The sequence below is a fragment of the Actinomycetospora chiangmaiensis DSM 45062 genome (genome assembly GCF_000379625.1).
GTDB lineage: Bacteria > Actinomycetota > Actinomycetes > Mycobacteriales > Pseudonocardiaceae > Actinomycetospora > Actinomycetospora chiangmaiensis.
Genome location: NZ_KB903240.1, coordinates 384,037 through 407,605 on the forward strand (window position 1 = coordinate 384,037; position 23,569 = coordinate 407,605).

A 23,569-nucleotide genomic window follows, 5' to 3' on the forward strand; every position below is an offset into this window, starting at 1 on the left:
GGTCCGCACGACGCCGCGCGGACCTCACACGCCGTTCAGATTCCCTGTCGTCGTTGATCGGAAAACAGGACCGGTACGACACCCGGCCGAACGGCGGGGTCCGGGCGGTGTGTGCTGCGGCTCACGCTCGCGGCTGTCACGCCGGGTCCGGCCCGGCGGTCCTCCTCTCGACAGCAGCGACGAGGAGGTCGGCCATGACGGTCCGGATGTTCCCGACGACGGGTCGGGGCGGGTCCCGCGCGCGGGCACGGGTGGTGGTGCTCGGCGGCGGGTACGCCGGGCAGCTCGCGGCGCAGGCCCTGGCGGCGCGGACGGACGCGGCGATCACGCTCGTCAACGACGGCGACCGCTTCGTCCAGCGGGTGCGCCTGCACGAGGCGGCGGTGGGAAGCGCCGCGGCCGCGCCGCGGTTCGTCGACCTGCTCGCCGGGACCGGCGTGGAGTTCGTCGACGACCGCGCCGAGGACGTCGACCTCGCGGCCCACCGCGTCGCACTGCGCGGCGGCGGCGCGCAGGACTACGACCTGCTGGTCCACGCCGTCGGCAGCCACGCCGACCCCCGTGCGCTCCCGGGTCCGGTCGAGGACGTGTCGACGGCGCCCGGCGCGGCCCGGCTCCGCGAGCGGCTCGCGGCCGGACCGCGACGGGTCGCGGTCGTCGGCGGCGGGCTCACCGGCCTCGAGCTCGCCACCGAGCTGGCCGAGCACGGGCACCACGTGACCCTCGTCGGTGCCCGCGCCCTGGAGGACGACCTGTCCGTCCGCGGCGCCCGCCACGTGCGCCGCGTCTGCGCCCGGCTCGGCGTCGTGCTCCGCGAGCACGCCCGCGCCGTGGCCGCGGACGACGACGGACTCGCCCTCGCCGACGGCACCCGGGTGGCGGCCGACGTCGTCGTCGGGACCGCGGGGTTCGCGGTGCCCGACCTCGCCCGCCGGGCCGGGCTCGCCGTGGACGACACCGGGCGGGTGCGGGTGGGGCCGGACCTGCGCTCGACCTCGCACCCCGACGTGCTCGCGATCGGGGACGCGGCCGCCGCGACCCGCCCCGACGGGCAGCCGCTGCGCATGGCCTGTGCGACCGGGATGCCCCAGGCGCAGCAGGCCGCCCGCACCGTGGCGGCGGTGCTCGCGGGGACGACACCGGAGCCACTGCACTTCCGGTACGCGCTCCGGTGCGTCAGCCTGGGCCGCCGGGACGGGCTGGTCCAGTTCGTGCACGCGGACGACTCGCCGCGCGAGACCGTGCTGACGGGACGGCTCGCGGCGGCGGTGAAGGAGGCGATCGTGGTCAACGCGCTGCGCGTCCAGCGCCACCCGTGGATCCCGACGAGCGCATGACCACCACCGCCGGGGTCGCCGACGACGGTCGAGCCCCGCTGCGCTCCGTCTCCCCCGACCACGGTCGAGCCCCGCTGCGCTCCGTCTCCCCCGAGGTGTTCGAGGCCGAGCGCGGGCGGCTGACCGGGCTCGCCTACCGGATGCTCGGCGAGCTGCACGAGGCGCAGGACGTGGTGCAGGACGCGTGGCTGCGCTGGGCCGGTGCCGGCGACGAGGTGCGCGACCCGCCCGCGTGGCTCACCCGCGTCGTCGTCAACCTCTGCCGCAACCGACTGACGTCGCTGCGGGCGCGGCGCACCGAGTACGTCGGGCCCTGGGTGCCCGAGCCGGTGCGCACGGACGGCGGCGCCGACCTCGGGCCGCTCGAGACCGCCGAGCAGCGGGAGACGCTCTCGCTCGGCGTGCTCCAGCTGATGGAGGCCCTCTCCCCCGCCGAGCGGGCCGTGTTCGTCCTGCACGAGGCGTTCGGGCACCCGCACGCCGAGGTCGCGACGCTGCTCGACCTCCCGGAGGCCACCGTCCGCCAGCATCTGCACCGGGCCCGCGACCGGGTGCGGGGACGCCGTCGGTTCGAGGCCGACCCGGACCGCGCCGCCGACCTCCTCGCCCGCTTCCTCGCCGCGGCCGCGGGTCAGGACCTCGCCGCGCTGGAGCAGCTGCTCGCCGACGACGCCGTCGCGGTGTCGGACGGCGGCGGCGTGGTGACCGCGGCGCGCCGACCGGTCGAGGGCCGGGAGCGCATCGCGCGCTTCGTCGCCGGGCTGGCCCGCCAGGCGGCGACCGCGACGATCGAGGTCGGCGAGGTCAACGGGTCGGTCGGCGTGTCCGTGCGCGTGGACGGGGTCCTGACGGTCGTGATGCAGGCCGCCTTCGACGCCGACACCGGGCGTCTCGTCCACCTCGCGGCCCAGCTGAACCCGGGCAAGCTGCGCGCGGTGGAGGCAGCATGAGGGGATGACCTCACGTGAGGCGGTGGCCCGTCGCTACGGCGAACACCTCACCGACCGTGACCTGCTCGCCCTCACCGGCGACCGCCCCGACCAGGTGCCGGCCCTGCGGCGCCGACCCGAGCTCGTGCTGGATCTGCTCGACCGCCCGGCCGTGGCCGACGCCGTGCTCTCGGCGCAGCACGACCCCGGGGAGCGCTTCCGGTACGTCTCGCCGTTCCTGGTCTTCGCGGCGGCCGTGCACCGCACGTCGGGCGGGCTGGTCGGGCGCGCGTCGGTGCTCGACCGCACCGGACCACGCGCCCGCGTCCCCGTGCTCGACGGGCCCCAGCTGGCCGCCTTCGCCACCGAGCCGGAGCACCGGCTGTTCACGGCCGAGCTGCTGAACTCCTACGCGCGCCTGACGTCGGGGGTGGTCTGGCGTCGCGACGACCACGGCTGGCGCCGGCGGCGCTGGGACGACCTCGACCTGACCCGCCTCGCCGACCTGCTCGCCGACGTCCCCGAGGCCGAGCGCCCCGGGGTCTGGCGTCGGATCGGTGACGGCGCGCTCTTCCTCGCCGGGGTCTTCCCGGAGTACGCCGAGCGCACCTACGGCACGCCGGGGCGCCTGCACCGGGGTCTCCGGCTCGCCGACGACGGCCCGGTGACCGACCTGCTCGAGGACCTCGCCGGGCGGGCGTACCGGCAGACCCGCGGTGCGGTGCCGGCCGGCGTCGTCGACTCCCCGCGCTCGGCCCGCCGGCTACTCACCCTCGTCGCCGACCAGCACCTGCACCCCGACGCCGTGGTCGGACCCGGCCGCTAGTCGCGGTGCGCCCGGTAGGCGAGCACCACCGCGGCGGCGTCCTCGTCCCCGTGGCCGGCGCGGTCGGCGGTGGAGAGCCGGTCGGCCAGCATCGCGAGCAGCCCGGTGAAGGTCCCGGACGAGTGCGCGGCGTCGAGGATGAGGTGTGTGTCCTTGAGGACGCCGTCGACGGCGAACGACGGCTCGAAGTCGTTCTCGATCATGCCCTTGCCCTTGAGCTGGGCGTACGGGCTGTCCAGCGCCTGACCGTCGATGGTGTCGAGGAAGAGCTGCGGGTCCAGGCCGAGGTCACCGGCCAGGGCGATCGACTGGGCGACCCCGCCGACGACCGTCGAGAGCCACGCGTTCACGACGAGCTTGAGCCGGCTGCCGGTGCCGACGTCGCCCGCGTGGACCGTCTTCTGCCCGATGGCGTCGAGCGCCGGCTGCACGCGCTCGACGACGTCCTTGTCCCCCGACGCCAGGATGACGAGCTTCCCCTGCTCCGCCGGCCCCCGGGTCCCGACGACGGGTGCGTCGAGGAAGTCCACGCCCGCGTCGGACGCCTGCCGCGCCAGCTTCTCGATGCCGTCGACGCCGACCGTGGAGGTCTGGACCCACACGGTGCGCTCGCCGAAGCTCGGCAGGGCGTCGGACATCGTGGCGGCCACCGCGTCGGCGTCGAACAGCATCGTGATCACCGCGTCGGCGCCGTCGACCGCCTCGGCCGCGGTGTCGACCACGGTGGCGCCGTGGTCCGCCAGCGGGTCGGCCTTCTCCCGCGTCCGGTTCCACGCGCGGACCGTGTGCCCCTCGCGGAGCAGGCTGCGCGCCATCCCGGAGCCCATCAGTCCCGTGCCGAGTACGGCCACCGTCATGCTCATGGCCCTCGGGTCGCCCGTCTGCGCGGGCGCCACACGTGACGTCGTGCGGACCCGGACGTACGGCGCGAGCGGGACGGCACCGTCCGCGGAGGGTGCGTCGGTCACCGCGTTCACCGGCGGGCCACCCGCGTCGGGCACGCTCCCGGGAGTGCGCCGCCTCCTCCTCGCCGCCGCCCTCGTTCTTGCCGGGTGCGGCGCACCCGGCCCGACCCCACCGGCCGTCGGGAACAGCGGTCCGGGGCCGTGCTCGCCGAGCACGAGCATCGCGTCGTACTCCGACGCCCTCGAGGGGCAGACGTTCCAGGGGCAGACGGTGGGCAACCTGTCCGCGCTCGCCAGGCGGGCCGACGGCACTCTCTTCGCACTCTCCGACCGCTCCGTCCTGTTGACGCTCGACGCGTCCGCCACCCGTCCACTGACGGCGGTGGTGCTCGCCGATCCTGCCGGGCAGCCGCTCGACTCGGAGTCGCTCGTCATCGACCGGGACGGATCGCTGCTGATCGGCGACGAGACCGGGCCGCAGGTGCTGCGCTACTCCCCCGACGGACGGCTGCTCGGCGCCCTGCCGATCCCGGCAGACATTGTCGGACGGACGCAGGACAACGCGACGTTCGAGGGCCTCGCGCTGCAGCCCGACGACACGCTCGTCGCGTCGCTGGAGAAGCCGCTCACCGGTGAGACCGACACGCGCCTGCTCACCTGGCGCGGTGGGGTCCCCGGGCCGGAGATCCCGATGCCGCTGCCGGCCGACCTGGGGGTCTCCGAGCTCGTCGCGATCGGCGACGGGCGGCTGCTCGCTCTCGAGCGCGGGTACGAGAAGGCGACCGGCAACACCGTGCACCTCGTCCTGGTCGACCCGCGGACGAGCCCGGCGACCGTCAGCGTGCTCGCCGATCTGGGCGCCTGCCCGTCGCTGGGCGCGACCGCGAAGCAGCCGCAACGCAACCCGCTGCTCGACAACATCGAGGGCATGACGATCACCGGCCGCGAGCCCAATGGCGCGCTCGACCTGCTGCTCGTGTCCGACGACAACGACAGTCCGCAGCAGATCACCCGCACCTACCGGCTGCGGACGACTCTCTGAACGGGTCCCGCCTCTCGTCGCGCCCACCGCACCACTGATCGTCGGCGTTCTCAGGTTCGGGGAGTCGTCACCGTGCGCCTCCCTACCGTCGCGCCCCGTGCATCTCGCGACACGACGGACGATCTGGACGGCGGTGGCGGCCCTCCTGCTCCTGGGGCCGGTGGCGCTGACGGTCTGGCGGACCGGGTCCGGCAAGCCGCTCTCGGTGATCCTCACGGCCGTCGGCGTGGTGGCGCTGGTGACGATGGGGGTCACGATGCTCGCCCCCGCGCGGCTGCGGACCCTCACACGGACCTTCGGGATCGACCGCATCATCGGCACCCACCGCTGGCTCGGGATCGCCGCGATCGTCGCTGCCCTGGTGCACCTGGCGGTCGCCGTCGTCCGGTCGCCGAAGCTCTGGAACCCCTTCGCGGCGTCGCTGTCGATCCAGTGGGGGTGGTTGGCGACGACGGCCATGGTCGCGGTCGGACTCGTCGCCGCCTGGGGTCGACGGTCGGGTCGGCGCTACGAGGTGTGGGCGCGGGTGCACGCGCTGCTGGCGGCCGCCGCGATCGTGCTGGCCGGACTGCACGTGTTCTGGCTCGGCAACCTGCTCGAGGACCCGGTGATGCGGGTCGTCCTCTCCGCGTTGATCCTCGGCTTCCTCGCCGTGCTCTTCCTGCGGTGGGTGTGGCGGCCGCTGTTCTCCCGCCACGGCGCGTACGTCGTCTACGGCGTCCGCCCGGAAGGACCTTCGACGGCGACGCTGGTCCTCGCCCCGGTCCACCTGCAGCGCGGGATGCGGTTCCACGCGGGCCAGTTCGTGTGGCTGCGCCTGCGCCGCTCGGTGCTCGGCAGCGAGGAGCACCCGTTCACCATCGCCTCGTCCGCGCAGATCACGGGCCGGCTGGAGCTCACCGTCCGCGGCAGCGGGGACTTCTCGACGACGTTGGCGTCGCTCCCGCCGGGATCGCGCGTCTGGCTCGACGGCCCGCACGGCTCCTTCTCCGCCACGCCCGAGGCACCGGGCCTGGTGCTGATCGCCGGGGGTGTCGGGATCACGCCGATGATGTCGATGCTGCGCACCCTGGCCGATTCGGCCGACCCACGCCCGCTGCACATGGTCGTCGCCCAACGCCCCGACGAGCCGCTGTTCGAGCCCGAGCTCGCGTCGCTGGCCCGCCGGCTCGACCTGCGGATCACGCGGACGTCCGGGCGGCGGGTGGACGCGGCCCTGCTCGACGAGGTGATCCCCGGCCGGGGCCGCCGCCACCTCGACTGGTTCGTGTGCGGCTCGCCGTCGCTCCTCGCCGGGTCGCTCGCGGCGATCGAGCAGCTCGGCGTCCCCGCCGAGCGGGTGCACAGCGAGCAGTTCGGCTGGTCGGGCGCCATCCCGGTGCAGCGCAACCGCCGGGTGTCGACGCCGTAGGCCCTCGACCGGGCGGCCCCCGGGGGCGATGATCGGTCCGTGGACCGCAGCCGGGACGAGCACAACGCGAAGGTCCTCGAGCAGTTCCGGCTCCAGGCCCCGACCTTCACCGACACCGGCGTGTTCGCGAGCAACCTCGACTGGATCGTGGACCGGCTCGCCCCGCGACCCGGCGAGCAGGCCCTCGACGTCGCGTCCGGTGCCGGGCACCTCGGGCGGGCCCTCGCGCCCCGGCTGGGCCACGTCAGCGCCCTGGACCTGACGCCGGAGATGCTCGCCCACGGCGATCGCATCGCCCGCGACGCCGGGCTCCGCAACATCACGTTCGCCGTCGGGGACGCCACCGCTCTCCCCTGGCTCGACGACCAGTTCGACCTGGTCGTCTGCCGGCTCACCCTCCACCAGGTCGCCGACCCGGCCGCGGTCGTCCGGGAGATGGTCCGCGTCGCGCGCCCGGACGGTCGGATCGGCATCACCGACCTCGTCCTCGAGCCCGACGAGGCCGACCCGGACCTGGTCGACCGCAACACCCACCTCGAACGGCTCCGCGACCCCAGCCACGGCCGGACGCTGAGCACCACCGAGATCCACGGGCTGCTCACGGACGCCGGTGCGACCCCGATCTCCACGGAGCTGCGGGACAACCCGCTCGACGTCGAGGACTGGATGGAGCGCAGCCACACCCCGGAAGCGGACCGGGACGAGATCCGGCGCCAGCTCGACGCAGAACTCGCCGGTGGACCCGCCACAGGCCTGCGTCCGGGGCGGGACGGGGACGTCCGCACGATGACCCACGTCTGGGCCACCGTCCTCGCCGAGCCACGGCCAGCCTGACGCGGTCACGCCGTTGTGATCAGGGTCCACGGCCGGTTGTGTCGTGGTGTTCGGGTGGGGTCGAGCCAGTGCGGTGGGGTGAACCAGGGCTGGTGGTCGAGCATGGCGACGGTCCAGCCGGCGTGGTGGACGAGGTCGTGGTGATAGCGGCAGAGGCAGACGAGGTTGTCGGGTGCGGTGTCGCCGTGGTCGGCCCAGTGGACGATGTGGTGGATTTCGGTGGTGTGGGCGCGTCGTCGGCAGCCGGGGAAGGCGCAGTGCCGGTCGCGGTGGGTGACGGCGCGTGCGGTGGCGGTGGGGACGGCCCGGGTCTTGCGGCCGACGTCGAGGACCTCGCCGTGGGAGCCGAGGACCAGGGGGATGACATCGGCGTCGCAGGCCAGGCGTCGGGCGGTGTCGGGGCGGATCCAGGCGGAGTCCCCGAGCAGCGCCAGAGTCTGGCTGGTGTCGGTGAGCTGGTGGCGCAGCGTGTCGTAGTCCAGGGTCACGGTGAGGGTGACCCGTTCGCGGCCGGGCAGGGCCATCGCCCCGGGCTCCGGTGGGGTCCACGGCGGGGGCGGCGGCGGTTCAGGGCCGAGGCTTCCGGGTTCGGGTGCCGGATCGGCGGTGCCGTCCGGCGCTGACCCGACTGAACCGAACGCGTCGGTCTCGCCGTCGGTGTCGTCGCCGGTCTCGTCGTGCCCGGTCTCGTCGCGGAGCTCGTCGAACTCGACGTCGTCGAACACGTCGTTCGCGTTCGGTGACGCGGGTCCGAATGCGGCGGGCTCGCCGTCGGCGGCGGAGTCCGCACTGGAGTCGGCGTCAGCCTCGGCGTCGGCGTCGGCGTCGGCGTCGGCGTCGGCGTCGGCCTCGGCGTCGGCGTCGGCCTCGGCGGAGCCGGTGCGCGCCTTCGTGTCGGCGTCACCGTCCATGGCCCGGGTGTCCGCGTCGCCGTCAGCGGCTATGCCGTCGCTGGTGCCGTTGCGGTCGTCGCCAGGGGACCCGGGGGCGGTGGCGTTGCCGGGGAGGTCGTCGTCGGGGCCGGTGTCGTCGTGGTCGTCGAGGTCCGGGAGCGGCATCGACGCGGTGGGGCTGCCGGGGTGTTGTTCGGACTCGGGGTGATCGAGACCGGCGCGGTGGGAGGCGGCCAGCAAATCCAACAGCCCGGTCGCTTGCCGGCAGGGTCTGGTGTTGCGGGCCTCCACCCGGGGGTCGGCCCCGACCTGCCGGCCGTCCTCGGTGACCGGCGGCAACCCCGTCTCGGGGTCGGCACACGACGCGGAGGCGGGGGCGGGGGTGGCGGCGCGGATCGCGTCGTCGAACAGGGCGACCGCGGCCGGATCACGCAGCAGCAGCTTCGCGGTGAGGGTGCCGTCGCGNCGCTTGCGGTAGTGCAACTCGTTGCCCGACGGGTCGTCGTCGATCGGGGCGGCGCCGTCGGGGTCGAGCCGGTCGGCGATCACCTTCGCCGCGGTCGCCAACCGCCGCGGCGACAACATCGTCGCCAACCCGGCGAGTTGTTCCTCGGCGGTGTCACCCACCGCCGGCGCCAACCCCGCCACCGTCCGGATGCGGTGCATGGTCTTGCGGATGATCTCCACGTGCCCGTCGCCAATCGCTCCGTCGTCGACCGCCGCGGCGGTGGCGGGCAGGTCCGCGGGCGTGGCGGTCCCGGACGGNGTCACGGTGGGGTGCAGGGCTGCGGCCTGCGTCGAGAGCGCGGTGATGGTGTGGGCGTCGAGGCGCAGGTGGTCCTCGAGCAGCCGCGACAGCTTCTTGTAGTGCGTCTGGGCCAACACGTCACTACGTCCCAACGCGGTGACCGCCCGGTACAGCCGTCCGAGAGCTGTGCGCTGCGCGCACGCGGCGGCCGCGGCCTCGTCCAACAGCGCCTGCGTCCCGGCGGAGAGCCCCTCCGAGACAGGCTCACACCCAGAGCTCACCCCGGGCACGGCCCACGCCGGCTCCTCGGCCACGACCGGCTCGTCGTCGGGCCACGGGCACTCCCGCGCCGGCACCCCGGCATCCAGCGCCGCCCACCACGTCAGCTCGGCGTCACCGGGCACCTCGAACGACGGCTCGTCGGGCTCCTCGTCCCCCGGCGGGCACGGCAACGGCGACCCCGCCTCGGGGTCGAACCCTGCCGCGATCACCATGCACCCAGTATCGAACACATGTTCGACAAGATCGAGAGGCCGTTCGGAGCAACTTCGCCGGAGGCGGGCTAGGGTCCGCGCGTGCCCGAGCTCTGGAGCGACGAACGGGTGGCGGCACTGCCGAGCTGGTCGGTGATCCGGGCCCACCTGCTGCTGGCGCCCCGCCTGGCCCGCACCCTCGCGCCGGTCGGGCTCAGTCCGACGCAGTTCGGAGTTCTCGTCCAGCTCGACAACACCCCGGGCGCCACCTCGTCCGAACTCGCTCGACGCTGCCTCATGACCCCGCAGAGCATGAGCGAGCTGCTGCCCGGACTGGAGACGGCGGGCTACCTGCAGCGCACCGCCACCGGCCGCGGTCGTCCCGCCCCGGTACACCTCACGGACGCCGGCCACGAAGTCCTCGCCCGGGCCACCCCGCTCGTCGAGGCGGCCGACCGCGCCGAGGCCCTCGGCCTGGACCCCGACGAGCTGGCCACGCTCACCACCCTCCTGAACCGCGTGGCCACCCGCGTTTCAGGACCCTGAAACCGGGGACTCCCCGATGTGGCCTCCTCGGTCGGCAAGCGCACCCGCCACCTGCTCGTGTTCGCCCACGTCGTCGTCTCGCTCGGCTGGATGGGCGCCGGGGCGGCGAACGTCGTGCTCACCTCGACGGCGGCCGTGACCGACGACGTCGAGCTGCGGCGGGCCTGCTACCTACTGGTCTCGACGATCGACCGCTGGCTCGTCATCCCCGGGGCGTTCCTCGCGCTCGCCACCGGGGTGGTCCTCAGCCTGGTCACGCCGTGGGGGCTGGTCACGTACTGGTGGGTGCTCGTGAAGCTCGGGCTGACGGTCGCGGTGATCCTCTACAGCACGTTCTGCGTGGGCGTGTGGGTCGAGGAGAGCATCGCCGTCGGCACCTCCCCCAGTCCGGTCGCCGGTCCGCTCGTGGTCGGCCCGCTCGTGAGCATGGCGGCGTTCCCGCTCATGACGTGGGCGTCGGTCGCCAAGCCGTGGGGCCGGACGCCCTGGCGCCGGCGTCCGGCGCGCCGCCGGACCCTCGCAGCGGCCTGACGTCGGACACGGGAAGCTCGCACCGTGAGCTACGTCCGGCGCGGCCCGTGGACCTGCGGGTTCCTCGTCGTCCTGCTCGCCGCGCACGCGTGGTTCACCTTCTCCCCCGCGGCGGACACCGCTGTCGCCTGGCTCTCGACGAACCTCGACAACCTGGGCCACCACCCGGTCGGCTCGCTGGTCGGGAGCGCCGTGGTCACCGACGGGTCGTTGCTCGACCCGGGGCTCGTGATCACGCTCTGGCTCGGCATCGGCGGCGCCCTGTGGTGGATCGAGGCGCACCGTGGGGCGGGGCGGGCGGCCACGGTGTTCCTCACGGGCCACGTGGGCGCGACCCTGCTGACCGCCCTCATACTGATCGCCGCCATCCGCGCCGGTCGCTACCCCGACGACACCCGGGCCGCCGTCGACGTCGGCATCTCCTACGGGGCCGAGGCCGCGCTCGCCGGGGCCGTCGTCGCGCTGCCGCGATGGTTGTGGGCGCCCTGGGTGGTGTTCGTCGTGGGCTGGCCCATCTCCGACGCCGACTGGTACGGGCTGCTCCCCGACTTCACCACGGTCGGGCACCTGCTCGCGGCCACGATCGGCTTCGGCCTCGCCGCGACGCTCCTCAGAACTCCACGATCGACTTCGTGATCTGCCCCTGCGCGAGGACGACGCCGTCGACCTCGCGCTCCGCGCTCACACCGACGAAGGCGAGGGTCCGGGTCCGGCGGGCGAGTTCCGCGCGGACGCGCACACGCTGCCCGACCGTCGCCGCCCGGAGGTACTGGGTGGAGATCTGGTGGGTCACGGCGTGCTCCGCCGCGGTCAGCGTCGGGAGGACGGCGAGGTAGCCGGCGAGCTCGAGCGCCGCGGCGAGCGCCGAGGCGTGCAGGGTCGCCGCCGGGGTGACGGCGATCCCGGCGACCTCGAAGGCCACGCCCTGCAGGGGGTCCGCCGAGTCGACGAACTCGAGCCCGAGGGCGTCGGGCAGCGCCACGGCGAGCGCGGCCTCGGCGCGGGCGAGCAGGGCATCTCCGCTGAGGAGGTGGGGCATGGCCCCAGCCTGACCCGACCCGTCGTCGGGAACGTGACCGTGAGGCGACCCCCGGCCGACGTTCACCTGACGGCCACCTCCTCGGGCCATGATCGCGACCGTGACACCGGACCGTGACGAGCTCTCCGACCTCGCGGGAGTGCCCATCGAGCAGCTCTCCGTCGACACCGACGGAGCCGAGGACGACGACCCGACCCTTCTGGGGCCCGACGGGCAGGTCGTCGACACCTGGCGCGAGGGCTACCCGTACGACCGGCGACTGGACCGCAAGGAGTACGAGGAGCAGAAGCGGCTGCTGCAGATCGAGCTGCTCAAGCTCCAGGCGTGGGTGAAGGACAGCGGGCAGAAGATCGTGCTGCTCTTCGAGGGCCGGGACGCCGCGGGCAAGGGCGGGACGATCAAGCGGTTCACCGAGCACCTCAACCCGCGCGGCACCCGCGTCGTCGCGCTGGAGAAGCCGACCGAGCGCGAGCGGACACAGTGGTACTTCCAGCGCTACGTGGTGCACCTGCCCTCGGCCGGCGAGATCGTGCTGTTCGACCGCTCCTGGTACAACCGCGCGGGCGTCGAACGCGTCATGGGCTACGCCGAGCCGCGCCAGTACCTGGAGTTCATGCGCGAGACGCCGGACCTCGAGCGAATGCTGGTCCGCAGCGGGATCCACCTGCTCAAGTTCTGGTTCTCGGTGTCGCAGTCCGAGCAGCGCACCCGGTTCCTCATCCGCCAGGTCGACCCCGTGCGCCGCTGGAAGCTCTCCCCCAACGACCTCGCCTCGATCCACCGCTGGGACGACTACACCGCGGCGAAGGAGGCGATGTTCTTCTACACCGACACCGCCGACGCGCCGTGGACGGTGGTGAAGTCGAACGACAAGAAGCGGGCCCGGCTCGAGGCGATCCGCCACGTCCTGCACCGCTTCGACTACCCGGAGAAGGACCCGGAGGTGGCCCACGCGCCCGACCCCGCCGTCGTCGGGCCCGCCTCCGAGCTCTTCGAGCACGGCGAGGAGGCGGGCGAGCGGCACGCGCCGCCGCTGCGCTGAATCCCCCGCAGCGGCGCCCGCCCGCCTACAGCTTGTGCAGCTTCGGCTTCGTGTAGGCGGTGACGGCAGCCTCGAGCGCGTCGTCGGCCAGCTCCCGGCGGGTGCGGGCGCCGACGTGGAGCACGCCGTAGGTGAAGCTCGGTTCGCCCGCGCGGTGCGCGAGGTCGGCGAGGTCCACCAGCCAGTGCGCGGCCGCCTCGCTGCGCCGCCGCTCCACGAGGGCCGCCGCCAGCGCCTCGGCGGCACGGGCGAGCTTGCGGGCGTCCTTCCCGAGGACGGGCTGGGTGACGTGGGCGGTCGTCGCCACCGTGGTGGCGGCGGAGATCACCGGAGCGAGCTGCGGGTCGCCCGCCCGGTCCGACCCGCGGGCCTCGGCGACGGCCGCATCGGCGGCCTGCCGGGCGGCCTCGTCCGCGGCGGTCAGCGCCGAGGCCAGCACCTTCGCCGTGTGCTTGGGCTTGCTGCCCGCGATCGGGGCGGTCAGCACGAGCCGGTCGGCGTGCTCCACCAGGCTCGACCACTCGGGCTGCGTGAGCATCGTCGCGACCGCGTCGCGCCGCTCCGTCGTCCGGGCCGACACCACGAGGCGCAGCCGCTGCTCCACCGGGCCGAGACGCAGCGACGGGTCGAGGCCGCCGAGCAGGTCCTCGAGCACGTCGACGGTGTCCTCCAGGCCGCGGGCCTCGTCGACGATCGCCCGGGCCCAGGCCAGCTCCGCCCGCAGCGGCGTGACGTCGGGCCCCTCGATCAGCGGGGCGAACCCGGCCACCACCGCGTCGAGCTCCGCCAGCACCTCGGCGAGGCCCTCGACGTCGACGCCGGCGGCGACCACGGAGTCGTCGTCCTCGTCGTCGGAGGCGTCGGCGTCCGGCACCTCCTCCGGGGCGGCGGGGACCGTCACCGACGTGCCGCCGTCGTCGTCCTGCCCGGCGTCGGTGTCGGGAGCGCCGTCGGAGGACGCGGCGACCTCGGTGTCGTCGAGCGTCGGCACCGGCTCGTCGGTCTCGAACTCCACCGCGGCGTGGAGGGCGGCGACGCGCTCCCGGAGCGCGGCGAGGACGAGCGTCGAGGCGGTCACGGACGCGGCCTTGGTCTTGGATCCCACGAGCGCCGTTGTACCCCGTCCGAGCAGGAGGGGCACCGACCGCGACGTACCGATCTCGCGACGTCGGCGACTGTTCACCGCGACGTTCGCCCCGTCGGGCCACGATCATGGTCGTGACCCACCCTGCCACGCCGTCCCGCACCCCCCGGGCCGGCAGCGGCCTCGACGCCGCGCTCGTCCCCACCTTCACCGCCGAGCCCGGCACGATGCCCTCCACCCGGCTGCCCGAGCACGAGCTCGACCCCGAGGTCGCCCACCAGCTCGTGCACGACGAGCTGATGCTCGACGGCAACTCCCGGCTCAACCTCGCCACGTTCGTCACCACGTGGATGGAGCCGCACGCCGCCGCGCTCATGGCGTCCTGCGCGGACAAGAACATGATCGACAAGGACGAGTACCCCCGCACCGCGGAGCTCGAGCAGCGGTGCGTGCGCATGCTCGCCGACCTCTGGCACGCCCCGGACCCGACGACGGCGCCCGGCACCTCCACGGCCGGGTCGAGCGAGGCCTGCATGCTCGCCGGGCTCGCCCTCAAGCGACGGTGGATCGCCCGGGGTGCGGGGACCGGACGGCCCAACATCGTCATGGGCGGGAACGTCCAGGTGTGCTGGGACAAGTTCGCCAACTACTTCGAGGTGGAGCCGCGCCTCGTCCCGATGTCGGGCGACCGCTTCCACCTCGACGCGGCCTCGGCGCTCGAGCACGTCGACGAGAACACGATCGGCGTGGTCGCGATCCTCGGCTCCACCTTCGACGGCAGCTACGAGCCCGTCGCAGACATCTGCGCGGCGCTGGACCGGCTCGCCGCCGACGGCGGGCCCGACGTGCCCGTCCACGTCGACGGTGCCTCCGGGGCGATGGTCGCGCCGTTCCTCGACCCCGACCTCGTGTGGGACTTCCGCCTGCCGCGCGTCGCCTCGATCAACACCTCGGGGCACAAGTACGGGCTCGTCTACCCGGGACTGGGCTGGGTGGCCTTCCAGGACACCGAGGCCCTGCCCGAGGAGCTCGTCTACCGCGTCAACTACCTCGGCAGCGAGCTCGCCACCTTCACGCTCAACTTCTCCCGCCCGGGCGCGCCGGTCGCCGCGCAGTACTACCAGTTCCTGCGCCTCGGCCGGGACGGCTACACCCGCGTGCAGCAGCACTGCCGGGAGGTCGCGACGAGGCTGGCCGACCGGATCGCCGACCTCGGCCCGTTCGAGCTGCTCACCCACGGCGACGAGCTGCCGGTCTTCGCGGTCCGCCTCCGGGACGACGTGACGCACTACAGCGTCTTCGACGTCTCCGCCGGGCTGCGCGAGCACGGCTGGCAGGTCCCGGCCTACACGTTCCCCGCCGACCGGACCGACCTCGCGGTCCTCCGCCTCGTCATCCGCAACGGCTTCACCCACTCCCTCGCCTCGCAGCTGCTCGACGACCTGCGGACGGTCCTCGGCCGGCTCGACCGGCAGAAGGAGTCGATCCGCACCGCCGAGGAGGACAGCTCCTTCGCCCACACCGGCCGGTAGCCCTCAGCCGGTCACCAGGGCGAAGAGGTCGTCGGTCCCGACGGCGAGCGCGCCCAGCCGCCCGGCCCAGGCGCGCTCGTCGCCGTCCTCGTCGCGCCACGACCACAGCCGCGTCGTCGCGTGCCGCAGGGCGCTGCGCTCGGTGAACCCGATCGCGCCGTGCAGCTGGTGGGCGATCCGCGTGATCTCCGCGACCGACGCCGAGGCCTGCGCCTTCGCGACCCCCACGCCGAACTCCCCGCCCCGCTCCGCGCCCACGGCGACGGCGGCCTCCACCAGCGCGACCTCCTCGACCAGCTCGGCCACCGACTGCTTCACCGCCTGGAAGCTCGCGAGCGGCCGCCCGAACTGCTCGCGGGTGCGGACGTGGTCGATCGCGAGCTCGCTCGCCCGCCGCGCCGCGCCCGCGATCAGCGCCGCCCGCAGCAGCGCCAGCCGGTACCGACCGTCCTGCGCCGCGTCCGGGTCGAGCGGCGTCGCCGCCGCCGTCAGCTCGTGCAGGGTGAGCGTGTCCCGCGGCTCCCCCGCCAGGTTCTGTCCCTTCCCGACGACGGGGGTGGTCACCTCGGGCTCCTCGCCTCCGGCGCCGTGCGACCCCTTCCCGACGACGGGTCCGCCCGCCTCGAGCACGACCAGCAACGGGCCGTGGGCGCCGCGGGTGACCAGGACCGTCGGCGCGGACCGCCCCCACGGCACCCGGGTGAGCTCGCCGTCCAGCACCACCTGCCCGTCGTCGGCGTCCCGCACCACGATGCGGTCGTCGAACGCGACAGTGAGTGGGCCGTCCGGGACCGGCTGACCGGCCGCGGCGAGCACGCGCCGGGCGACGAGGTCCTCGACGGTCGGGCCGTCGGCGACCCCGGCGCCGAGCGCGCGGACCACGGTCACCTGCTCGGCCACGGACGCCCCGGGGTCGAGCGTGAGCGTCGGGGCGTCCTGCTCCGGCGACGCGCCCAGCCCCTTCGTGATGATGCCGCGCAGGATCTCGTTCGTCCCGCCGCGCAGCGTGTAGGCGGGCAGGTGCCCGATCCCCAGGGCCAGCACCTCGGCGAGCGACCCCACCGGCGCGGACGGGTCGGCGACCACCGGGGACAGCGCCCGCACCTCCTCCACGACCGTGCCCTCGTAGCGAGTGCCCAGGTCCTTCACGAGCGCGGCCGCGACGTCCGGCGACTCCCCCCGCTCCAGGGCGCTCGCGACCCCAAGGGACAGGCGGCGCAGCGACGCGAGCCGCGCGACGAGCAGCCCGACCCGCCCCGCCCCGGCGTCGGGAAGGCCGTGGCGCAACAGGGCCGTGAGCAGCGGGAACGTCGAGAGGAACCGCTCGGGGCCGCTGCGCTCCTGCGCGAGCTCGCCGGTGACCTGCGCCCACCCCGAGCCCTCGGGTCCGAGCGGGTCGCCCGGCACGCCGTCGAGGTGCGTGGCGTTGAAGCGGTGCTCGCCGGTGAGCAGGCGGATCGGCTCGGCGCGGACCTCGGGGGCGTGCAGGTCGATCAGGTACTGCGAGAGCCCGGCATGCTTCGACCCGGCGTCGGCGTCGGAGCGGGCGAGCACGATGGCCGCGTCGTTGACGTGCGAGCCGCCGGTCCACATCTTGACGCCGGTGAGCCGGGTGACGCCGTCGTCGCCGGTCTCGGCACGGGTCGCGACGGCGGCGAGGTCGGAACCCGCGCCCTCCTCGCTCATCCCGATCGAGAAGAAGCACTCGCCCCGGGTGATCGCCGGCAGGTAGTGCTCCCGCTGCGCGTCGGTGCCGTTCGCGAGGATCGAGGGGCCGGCCTGGCGGTCGGAGACCCAGTGTGCGCCGACCGGGGCGCCCGCCGCGAGCAGTTCCTCGATGACGACGTAGCGATCCAGGGGCGACCGTCCCCCGCCGCCGTACTGGGGCGGGAGCGTCATCCCGACCCAGCCCTGCGCGGCCAGCCGACGGCTGAACTCCCGGTCCCACCCGGCGAACCAGGAGTCGGGCCGGTCGAGCACGGTGCCGCGGGCCCGCTCGGCGTCGAGGAAGGCACGCACCTCGGCGCGGAGCTTCTCCGCCCCCTCGGGCAGCCGGATCTCGGGGACGAACGACGTCATCGGTGGGCCTCCTGCCGGGTCGTCACCGGGAGAGCATCGCCGACCTCGCGGCCCAGTCGCTGCGCGAGCGCCGCGCAGACCATGAGCTGCAGCTGGTGGTAGAGCATCAGCGGCAGCACGATCAGCCCGACGACGGGTCCGGCGAAGAGCACGCCGGCCATCGGCAACCCGGAGGCGAGCGACTTCTTCGAGCCGCAGAACATGATCGTCACGCGGTCCTCCCGGGACAGGGAGAAGAGCCGCCCGGCGTGCCACGTCGCGACCAGGACCACTGCCAGGAGCACGACCTCGAGGCCGACCAGGGCGAGTAGCGAGGCGACCGAGGTCCGCTGCCAGACGCCGTCGACCACGCCCTCCCCGAAGGCGGAGTACACGACCAGCAGGATCGAGCCACGGTCGACGAGTCCGAGGACGCGGCGGTGACGGGCGAGGCCCTGGAGCCCGCCAGGGGTCCGCTCGTCCGGGAGCCCGACCAGCGCGGCCGGGAAGCGCGCGCGAGATGATCCACCGCATGCGCAGCATGCTCGTCACCGGAGGCAGCCGAGGGATCGGCGCGGCGACCGCACGGCGGGCGGCCGCCGCGGGCTGGGCGGTGTGCCTGACCTACCGGTCGGACCAGAACGCCGCCGCCGCGGTCGTCGCGTCCATCGAGCACGAGGGCGGACGCGCGGCGGCGGTGCGGGCGGACGTCGCCGTGGAGGCGGACGTGATCGCCGCGGTCGAGGCGACCACGACGCTCGGCCCGCTCGGGGCCGTCGTCGCGAACGCCGGGATCGTGGGCGAGAAGACCCGGGTGGACGAGCTCACGGTCGACCGCGTCGAACGCATGCTCACCACCAACGTCACCGGCACGATCGTCACCTGCCGCGAGGCGGTCCGGCGCATGTCGACCGCGCACGGGCACGACGGCGGGTCGATCGTCCTGGTCTCGTCGGCCGCGGCGCGGCTCGGGTCGCCGGGCGAGTACGTCGACTACGCGGCGTCGAAGGCGGCGGTGGACACCCTGGGGCTCGGGCTCGCCAAGGAGGTCGCCGGCGAGGGCATCCGGGTCAACGTCGTGCGGCCCGGGATCATCGACACCGACATCCACGCGAGCGGGGGCCAGCCCGACCGCGCCGGGCGTCTCGGGCCGGCCGTGCCGCTCGGTCGGGCGGGCACGGCGGACGAGATCGCCGCCGCGATCGTGTGGCTGGCCTCCGACGACGCGTCCTACGCCACCGGCAGCGTCCTCGACGTCACCGGCGGCCGCTGACTCACGCGCCGGTGGTCTCCGGGTCGTCGTTCGCGCGCTTCTCCTCGACGTCCTTGGCCTGCCCGTGCAGGTCCGGGTTGACCTCCTTGCGGGCGTGCTCGTCGTCGGAGTCGGACTGCGGCCGGGGCTGCTCGCTCATCGGGTTCTCCTCGTGGTCGTCATCGACGGGGGCGGCTGCCCCGCGGCCCGTGATCGACTAACGAGGATCCGTGACGGCAAGCGCTTGCGCTCCTAGGGTGCAGCCATGTGCGCCGACGCTGTGGCCCTGAACCGCGCCTCGCTGCCGGAGCTCTCGGTCCCGGTGCCGGACTACGACCGCGACGCCCTCGCGGTCGGGATCGTCCACATCGGCGTGGGCGGGTTCCACCGCGCGCACCAGGCCATGTACCTGGACCGGCTGTTCGCCGCCGGCCGTGACCACGACTGGGCGCTCTGCGGGGTCGGGGTGCTCGACGCCGACCGCGCGATGGGCGCGGTCCTGGAGCGCCAGGACGACCTCTACACGCTCGTCCTCAAGCACGCCGACGGGTCGCGGGAGCCGCGCGTGATCGGCTCGATGGTCGACTACCTGGTGGCCCCGGACGACCCGGACGCGGTGCTGGAACGCCTGACCGACCCGGCGACCCGCATCGTGAGCCTGACCGTCACCGAGGGCGGCTACCACGTCAACACCGCGACCGGGAAGTTCGACGGCTCCGAGGAGTCGGTCGCCCACGACATCGCCCGCGAGGTCGACACCGTGCCGCGGTCCGCGTTCGGCTTCCTCGTCGAGGCCCTCCGCCGGCGTCGCGCGGCGGACACCGGGCCCTTCACGGTGATGAGCTGCGACAACATCGCCGGGAACGGCGACGTCGCGCACCGCATGATCACGGCATTTGCGCGGGAGCGGGACGAACGGACCGGCGACGACCTCGCCGACTGGATCGAGCGCGAGGTCCCGTTCCCCAACTCGATGGTCGACCGGATCACCCCGCGGACCACCGACGAGGACCGCCGCGAGCTCGCCGAGCGCTTCGGGGTCGACGACGGCTGGCCGGTGGTGTGCGAGTCGTTCACGCAGTGGGTGCTCGAGGACCGGTTCGCGGCGGGCCGCCCTGCGTTCGAGGAGGCCGGGGTCCAGGTCGTCGACGACGTCGAGCCCTACGAGCTGATGAAGCTCCGGCTGCTGAACGCCTCACACCAGGCCATCGCCTACCTCGGCTATCTCGCCGGGTTCCGCTACGCCCACGAGGTCTGCGCCGACGACGAGTTCGTCCGCTTCGTGCGCGGCTACATGGACCGCGAGGCCACCCCGACGCTGCTACCGGTCCCGGGGGTCGACCTCGACGACTACAAGACCACGCTGATCGAGCGGTTCGCGAACCCCGAGATCCGCGACACGCTCGCCCGGCTCGCCGCGGAGTCGTCGGACCGCATCCCGCCGTGGCTGGTGCCGGTGATCCGCCGGAACCTGGAGCAGGACGGCGAGATCGAGCGCTCCGCCCTGATCGTCGCCGCGTGGGCCCGGTACGCCGAGGGGGTCGACGAGGCCGGCGAGCCGATCGAGGTGGTCGACACCGGCCGCGCCGACGAGCGCACCGCGGCCGCCCGGCGCTACCCGGACGAGCCGCTGGCGTTCCTCGAGGACCCCTCGCTGTTCGGCGACCTCGCCGACGACGACCGCTTCACCGCCGCCTACCGGCGCCACCTCGACCGGCTCCACACCGACGGGGCCCGGGCGGCCCTGCGGGCGGTCCTCGACGGGGCCTAGTGGGTCACGGGTGCGCTCACGCGTCGTCCGGCCGCGGGCGCCCGGCACCCGCGGTCGCCGGCGCCTGCCCGGTGCGGTCGTCGCGGGGCTCGACCTCGAGGGGGTCGCCGCCGACCTCCGGGTGCTGCTGCTCGGCCGGGTCGGGGCGGAACCACCCGCCGGACAGCGGCGCCCCGGCCGCGCCGAGGTCGTTCATGCGCCGCGGCACCGGGGCGCCCTGGTAGGCCAGCTCCCGCGGCCGGCCCGCCCCGTCCACGGCCAACGGCTGATGGACCTCGACGAACTCGCCGTGCGGGAGGCGTTTGACCACGCCGGTCTCGATGCCGTGCTCGAGCACCTCCCGGTCGAGCCGTTGGAGCCCGAGACAGAGCCGGTAGGTCACGACGTAGACGACGGGCGGTCCGACGACCAGGCCGATGCGGCCGGCCCAGGTCATCGCGTTCAACGAGATGTCGAAGACGTAGGCGATGATGTCGTTGCCGCAGGCCACGAGCAGCCAGAAGTAGACGAAGAAGGCCATCATCCCGGTCGCCGTGCGCACCGGGGCGTCCCGCGGACGCTGCAGCAGGTTGTGGTGCGCGCCGTCCCGGGTGGCCAGGCGTTCGATCTGCGGCCACAGCGCGAGCAGGCCGATCATCAGCCCGATCCCGACGACGGGGAAGAAGATCGCGGGGACCGTGTAGCGGCCCAGGTACAGCTCCCACGACGGCCACAGCCGCACGGCGCCGTCGAAGATGCCCATGTACCAGTCGGGTTGGGACCCGGCGGAGACCTTCGTCGGGTCGTACGGGCCCAGCTTCCAGATCGGGTTGATCTGGAAGGCGCCGCTCATGATCGCGATGACGCCGATGTTCACGATCATGAACGCGCCGCCCTTGGTCGCGAAGGTGGGCAGGATGCGGACGCCGACGACGTTGCGCTCGGTGCGCGCGGGACCCGGGAACTGCGTGTGCTTCTGGAACCAGACGAGGGCCACGTGGACGCCGATGACGGCGAGGATGATCCCGGGCAGCAGGAAGACGTGGACGATGTAGAGGCGCGGGATGATGATCGTGCCGGGGTACTCGCCGCCGAGGATCGCCCAATGCAGCCACGTGCCGATCACGGGGATCGAGAGGATGATCGCGGAGAGACCGGTCCGCAGGCCGGTGCCGGAGAGCAGGTCGTCGGGCAGCGAGTAGCCCACGAAGCCCTCGATCATGCCGGCCAGCAGCAGCACGACGCCGAGGATCCAGTTCGCCTCCCGCGGGCGGCGGTAGGCGCCGGTGAAGAACGTCCGGGCCATGTGCGCGATCATCGCCGCGACGAACAGCAGGGCCGACCAGTGGTGGACCTGCCGCACGAACAGCCCGCCGCGGACCTCCATCGAGATGTTCACCGTCGAGATCCAGGCCTGGCTGGCATCGATCCCGCGCGCCCCCGCGTAGACGCCCTCGTAGGTCGACTCCGCCATCGAGGGGTCATAGAAGATCGCCAGCCACGTGCCCGAGAGCAGCAGCGCGATGAAGGTGTAGATGCACACCTCGCCGAGCAGGAACGACCAGTGGGTCGGGAACACCTTGTTGATCTGCCGGCGCAGCGGGCCGGCCGGGTGGTACCGGCTGTCGATCTCGTCGGCCGCGACAGCGAGCAACCGCTGTCCCGGGGACGTCGTACGCCTGAGAGGTGGCATGCGCCCGGCCTTCCGCCGCGACACGGGAGGACCCGTGGCCGCGCCCGGGGCGAGATCGACGGCTCCGGGCGCGGACTCTGCCTGCACCACGGGCTGTGCGGACGGTCAACCCCCGGTCGGGAAGGTTCGATCGTGCGCCGCGCCGGGACCGATCGCAACCGGTGGGAATGGTCTGCGTGCTAGCGTGTTGAACGATTCAGTGGCCGGCGGCAGGCACCGCCCCGCCGGCCACGACCGTGCATCGCAACCCGTGAAGGAGAAGACGTGGCCGTCCCCGACGCCGCCACCGAGCACACCCCGTTCGTCTCCAGCCCGACCCCCCGGTGGCCCGAGACCGAGCAGGCCCGCGAGGCCCTCATCGACTCCGAGACCGCCGAGCTCAACCAGCTGCTCGACCGCATCGACGGGCTGACCCACGAGGCCCGCCGCCGCCTGCGCCGCCTCGAGCACCACCGCCGCGGCGTGGCCGTGCAGTGGACCGACCTGCACGGCTGACCCTCTGCCGTTCCCGACGCCGGGTGCCCGCACCCGCCGTCGGGAACGGCTAGGACGCCAGCCGCTCCCCCGAGGCGCTGTCGAAGGCGTGCACCGCCTCGGGGTCGACCCGCACCGCGATCGTCTCGCCGTAGCGGACCCGGGTGCGGCCCGGGCCGCGCACCACCAGCGTCGTCGCCTCGTCGTCGGCCAGGTGGGCGTAGAGGTAGGACTCGCTGCCGAGCTCCTCGACCACGTCGACCACCGCCTTGACCCCGTCCCCGTCGCTGAGGGACAGGTCCTCGGGGCGGACGCCGATCGTCACCGTCGACGCGTCGCCCGCGGAGTCGCGCACCTCCCGCCGCAGCGGGACGTCCACGTCGCCGAGCCGCACCCCGTCGCCGGCACGGCCGAGGTCGAGCAGGTTCATCGCCGGCGAGCCGATGAAGCCGGCCACGAAGGCGTTGACCGGGTGGTCGTAGAGCTCCGACGGCGTGGCGTACTGCTGCAGCCGCCCGTCGCGCAGCACGGCGACCCGGTCGCCCATCGTCATCGCCTCGACCTGGTCGTGGGTGACGTAGACGGTCGTGACGTCGAGCCGGTTCTGCAGCCCGGCGATCTGCGCGCGCGTCTGCACGCGCATCTTGGCGTCGAGGTTGGACAGCGGCTCGTCCATGAGGAACACCTGCGGTTCCCGCACGATCGCCCGGCCCATCGCGACCCGCTGCCGCTGACCGCCGGAGAGCGCCTTGGGCTTGCGGTCGAGGTACTCGGTGAGACCCAGGATCTCCGCGGCCTCGTTCACCCGCCGCGCCTGCTCCGCCTTGTCCATCCCGCGCATCTTCAGCGGGAACGCCATGTTGTCCCACACCGTCTTCGACGGGTAGAGCGCGTAGCTCTGGAACACCATGGCGATGTCCCGGTCCTTCGAGGGCACGTCCACCACGTCGCGCCCGTCGATGCGCAGGTGCCCCGCGTCGATCGGCTCGAGCCCCGCGAGCATCCGCAGCGCCGTGGACTTCCCCGAACCCGACGGTCCGACGAGCACCACGAGCTCGCCGTCGTCCACCGTCAGGCTCAGCCCGTCGACGGCGGGCGTGGCGCCCGGCGTGTAGATACGCGAGGCCCGGTCGAACACCACTTCGGCCATGTCCTGGCTCCTTCACTGGT

At 73.9% G+C, this 23,569-nt stretch carries 23 protein-coding genes; 14 read left to right on the plus strand and 9 right to left on the minus strand.

Annotated features, from left to right (window positions below; genetic code table 11):
• The first annotated feature begins 194 nt into the window (after nt 1-194).
• The 3 genes from A3CO_RS0118870 to A3CO_RS0118880 are packed head-to-tail and all read left to right on the plus strand — an operon-like array spanning nt 195 to nt 3,092.
• Entirely contained in the window at nt 195-1,337 is a 1,143-nt protein-coding gene (locus tag A3CO_RS0118870) for an NAD(P)/FAD-dependent oxidoreductase (RefSeq protein ID WP_018333803.1), read from the plus strand.
• Nucleotides 1,334-2,287 (plus strand): sigma-70 family RNA polymerase sigma factor, encoded by a 954-nt coding sequence (locus A3CO_RS0118875; RefSeq protein WP_084682078.1) that lies wholly within the window; start codon nt 1,334-1,336, stop codon nt 2,285-2,287. The genes A3CO_RS0118870 and A3CO_RS0118875 overlap by 4 nt, the downstream gene beginning before the upstream one ends.
• A gap of 4 nt (nt 2,288-2,291) precedes the next feature.
• Nucleotides 2,292-3,092, plus strand: a complete 801-nt coding sequence (locus A3CO_RS0118880) for a hypothetical protein (protein WP_018333805.1) — start codon at nt 2,292-2,294, stop codon at nt 3,090-3,092.
• Here A3CO_RS0118880 and A3CO_RS0118885 read toward each other — a convergent pair.
• Entirely contained in the window at nt 3,089-3,949 is an 861-nt protein-coding gene (locus tag A3CO_RS0118885) for an NAD(P)-dependent oxidoreductase (RefSeq protein ID WP_018333806.1), read from the minus strand. The two genes, A3CO_RS0118880 and A3CO_RS0118885, sit on opposite strands and share 4 nt — an antisense overlap.
• Nucleotides 3,950-4,103: 154 nt before the next feature.
• On the opposite strand from A3CO_RS0118885, the gene A3CO_RS0118890 reads away from it, so the two are divergent.
• From A3CO_RS0118890 to A3CO_RS0118900, 3 genes are all read left to right on the plus strand, one after another.
• Complete coding sequence (locus A3CO_RS0118890) at nt 4,104-5,039, plus strand: esterase-like activity of phytase family protein (RefSeq protein WP_026204764.1); 936 nt, start codon at nt 4,104-4,106, stop codon at nt 5,037-5,039.
• 97 nt (nt 5,040-5,136) lie between these two features.
• The gene (locus A3CO_RS33115) at nt 5,137-6,450 is read left to right on the plus strand and encodes a ferredoxin reductase family protein (RefSeq protein ID WP_245561540.1); all 1,314 of its coding nucleotides are present in this window, start codon (nt 5,137-5,139) and stop codon (nt 6,448-6,450) included.
• A 39-nt stretch (nt 6,451-6,489) separates the two neighbouring features.
• Complete coding sequence (locus A3CO_RS0118900; RefSeq protein WP_018333809.1) at nt 6,490-7,284, plus strand: class I SAM-dependent methyltransferase; 795 nt, start codon at nt 6,490-6,492, stop codon at nt 7,282-7,284.
• Between the two features lie 5 nt (nt 7,285-7,289).
• On the opposite strand, the gene A3CO_RS36065 is transcribed toward A3CO_RS0118900, so the two are convergent.
• Nucleotides 7,290-9,419, minus strand: coding sequence for an HNH endonuclease signature motif containing protein (locus tag A3CO_RS36065; RefSeq protein WP_018333810.1), 2,130 nt, complete (start codon nt 9,417-9,419; stop codon nt 7,290-7,292).
• Between the two features lie 81 nt (nt 9,420-9,500).
• On the opposite strand from A3CO_RS36065, the gene A3CO_RS36070 reads away from it, so the two are divergent.
• The 3 genes from A3CO_RS36070 to A3CO_RS33130 are packed head-to-tail and all read left to right on the plus strand — an operon-like array spanning nt 9,501 to nt 11,111.
• Complete coding sequence (locus tag A3CO_RS36070; protein ID WP_018333811.1) at nt 9,501-9,944, plus strand: MarR family winged helix-turn-helix transcriptional regulator; 444 nt, start codon at nt 9,501-9,503, stop codon at nt 9,942-9,944.
• An 18-nt stretch (nt 9,945-9,962) separates the two neighbouring features.
• Complete coding sequence (locus A3CO_RS0118915) at nt 9,963-10,475, plus strand: hypothetical protein (protein ID WP_018333812.1); 513 nt, start codon at nt 9,963-9,965, stop codon at nt 10,473-10,475.
• 24 nt (nt 10,476-10,499) lie between these two features.
• The gene (locus A3CO_RS33130) at nt 10,500-11,111 is read left to right on the plus strand and encodes a rhomboid-like protein (RefSeq protein ID WP_018333813.1); all 612 of its coding nucleotides are present in this window, start codon (nt 10,500-10,502) and stop codon (nt 11,109-11,111) included.
• Here the strand turns inward: A3CO_RS33130 and A3CO_RS0118925 are convergent.
• Complete coding sequence (locus tag A3CO_RS0118925) at nt 11,086-11,514, minus strand: PaaI family thioesterase (protein WP_018333814.1); 429 nt, start codon at nt 11,512-11,514, stop codon at nt 11,086-11,088. The genes A3CO_RS33130 and A3CO_RS0118925 overlap by 26 nt on opposite strands.
• A gap of 88 nt (nt 11,515-11,602) precedes the next feature.
• Here A3CO_RS0118925 and ppk2 point away from each other — a divergent pair, with 88 nt between their 5' ends.
• The gene (gene ppk2, locus A3CO_RS0118930) at nt 11,603-12,556 is read left to right on the plus strand and encodes a polyphosphate kinase 2 (protein ID WP_018333815.1); all 954 of its coding nucleotides are present in this window, start codon (nt 11,603-11,605) and stop codon (nt 12,554-12,556) included.
• Nucleotides 12,557-12,581: 25 nt separating this feature from the next.
• Here ppk2 and A3CO_RS0118935 read toward each other — a convergent pair whose 3' ends face one another.
• Entirely contained in the window at nt 12,582-13,661 is a 1,080-nt protein-coding gene (locus tag A3CO_RS0118935) for a CHAD domain-containing protein (RefSeq protein WP_026204765.1), read from the minus strand.
• Between the two features lie 107 nt (nt 13,662-13,768).
• Between A3CO_RS0118935 and gad the strand changes: the two genes are divergently transcribed.
• The gene (gad, locus tag A3CO_RS0118940; protein WP_018333817.1) at nt 13,769-15,172 is read left to right on the plus strand and encodes a glutamate decarboxylase; all 1,404 of its coding nucleotides are present in this window, start codon (nt 13,769-13,771) and stop codon (nt 15,170-15,172) included.
• A gap of 3 nt (nt 15,173-15,175) precedes the next feature.
• Here gad and A3CO_RS37075 read toward each other — a convergent pair whose 3' ends face one another.
• Nucleotides 15,176-17,251, minus strand: a complete 2,076-nt coding sequence (locus A3CO_RS37075; RefSeq protein ID WP_018333818.1) for an acyl-CoA dehydrogenase family protein — start codon at nt 17,249-17,251, stop codon at nt 15,176-15,178.
• Complete coding sequence (locus A3CO_RS0118950) at nt 17,248-17,727, minus strand: bile acid:sodium symporter (protein ID WP_084682055.1); 480 nt, start codon at nt 17,725-17,727, stop codon at nt 17,248-17,250. The genes A3CO_RS37075 and A3CO_RS0118950 overlap by 4 nt, the downstream gene beginning before the upstream one ends.
• A 35-nt stretch (nt 17,728-17,762) precedes the next feature.
• Here A3CO_RS0118950 and A3CO_RS0118955 point away from each other — a divergent pair, with 35 nt between their 5' ends.
• Nucleotides 17,763-18,503 carry an SDR family oxidoreductase gene (locus A3CO_RS0118955; protein WP_033414696.1) on the plus strand — a complete coding sequence of 247 codons (741 nt, stop codon included), beginning with the start codon at nt 17,763-17,765 and terminating at the stop codon, nt 18,501-18,503.
• Nucleotide 18,504: 1 nt separating this feature from the next.
• Here A3CO_RS0118955 and A3CO_RS38265 read toward each other — a convergent pair whose 3' ends face one another.
• Nucleotides 18,505-18,642: a hypothetical protein gene (locus A3CO_RS38265; RefSeq protein ID WP_018333821.1), complete on the minus strand. Its 138-nt coding sequence runs from the start codon at nt 18,640-18,642 to the stop codon at nt 18,505-18,507.
• A gap of 105 nt (nt 18,643-18,747) precedes the next feature.
• On the opposite strand from A3CO_RS38265, the gene A3CO_RS0118965 reads away from it, so the two are divergent.
• On the plus strand, nt 18,748-20,253 hold the full coding sequence (locus A3CO_RS0118965; RefSeq protein ID WP_026204766.1) for a mannitol dehydrogenase family protein: 1,506 nt from the start codon (nt 18,748-18,750) through the stop codon (nt 20,251-20,253).
• Nucleotides 20,254-20,269: 16 nt separating this feature from the next.
• Here A3CO_RS0118965 and qcrB read toward each other — a convergent pair whose 3' ends face one another.
• Nucleotides 20,270-21,925, minus strand: a complete 1,656-nt coding sequence (gene qcrB, locus A3CO_RS0118970; protein WP_051086009.1) for a cytochrome bc1 complex cytochrome b subunit — start codon at nt 21,923-21,925, stop codon at nt 20,270-20,272.
• A gap of 264 nt (nt 21,926-22,189) precedes the next feature.
• Between qcrB and A3CO_RS0118975 the strand changes: the two genes are divergently transcribed.
• The gene (locus A3CO_RS0118975) at nt 22,190-22,420 is read left to right on the plus strand and encodes a hypothetical protein (protein ID WP_018333824.1); all 231 of its coding nucleotides are present in this window, start codon (nt 22,190-22,192) and stop codon (nt 22,418-22,420) included.
• A 49-nt stretch (nt 22,421-22,469) separates the two neighbouring features.
• Here the strand turns inward: A3CO_RS0118975 and A3CO_RS0118980 are convergent, their stop codons facing one another.
• Nucleotides 22,470-23,549: an ABC transporter ATP-binding protein gene (locus A3CO_RS0118980; protein WP_026204767.1), complete on the minus strand. Its 1,080-nt coding sequence runs from the start codon at nt 23,547-23,549 to the stop codon at nt 22,470-22,472.
• Between the last annotated feature and the right edge of the window lie 20 nt (nt 23,550-23,569).

Excerpts from the sequence above, each read along its gene's own strand:
- A3CO_RS0118870 (WP_018333803.1), top strand. The coding sequence starts at position 195 with ATGACGGTCCGGATGTTCCCGACGACGGGTCGGGGCGGGTCCCGCGCG.
- A3CO_RS0118875 (WP_084682078.1), top strand. The coding sequence starts at position 1,334 with ATGACCACCACCGCCGGGGTCGCCGACGACGGTCGAGCCCCGCTGCGC.
- A3CO_RS0118880 (WP_018333805.1), top strand. The coding sequence starts at position 2,292 with ATGACCTCACGTGAGGCGGTGGCCCGTCGCTACGGCGAACACCTCACC.
- A3CO_RS0118885 (WP_018333806.1), bottom strand. The coding sequence starts at position 3,949 with ATGACGGTGGCCGTACTCGGCACGGGACTGATGGGCTCCGGGATGGCG.
- A3CO_RS0118925 (WP_018333814.1), bottom strand. The coding sequence starts at position 11,514 with ATGCCCCACCTCCTCAGCGGAGATGCCCTGCTCGCCCGCGCCGAGGCC.
- ppk2 (WP_018333815.1), top strand. The coding sequence starts at position 11,603 with ATGATCGCGACCGTGACACCGGACCGTGACGAGCTCTCCGACCTCGCG.
- gad (WP_018333817.1), top strand. The coding sequence starts at position 13,769 with ATGGTCGTGACCCACCCTGCCACGCCGTCCCGCACCCCCCGGGCCGGC.
- A3CO_RS37075 (WP_018333818.1), bottom strand. The coding sequence starts at position 17,251 with ATGACGTCGTTCGTCCCCGAGATCCGGCTGCCCGAGGGGGCGGAGAAG.
- A3CO_RS0118955 (WP_033414696.1), top strand. The coding sequence starts at position 17,763 with ATGCGCAGCATGCTCGTCACCGGAGGCAGCCGAGGGATCGGCGCGGCG.
- A3CO_RS38265 (WP_018333821.1), bottom strand. The coding sequence starts at position 18,642 with ATGAGCGAGCAGCCCCGGCCGCAGTCCGACTCCGACGACGAGCACGCC.
- A3CO_RS0118965 (WP_026204766.1), top strand. The coding sequence starts at position 18,748 with ATGTGCGCCGACGCTGTGGCCCTGAACCGCGCCTCGCTGCCGGAGCTC.
- qcrB (WP_051086009.1), bottom strand. The coding sequence starts at position 21,925 with ATGCCACCTCTCAGGCGTACGACGTCCCCGGGACAGCGGTTGCTCGCT.
- A3CO_RS0118980 (WP_026204767.1), bottom strand. The coding sequence starts at position 23,549 with ATGGCCGAAGTGGTGTTCGACCGGGCCTCGCGTATCTACACGCCGGGC.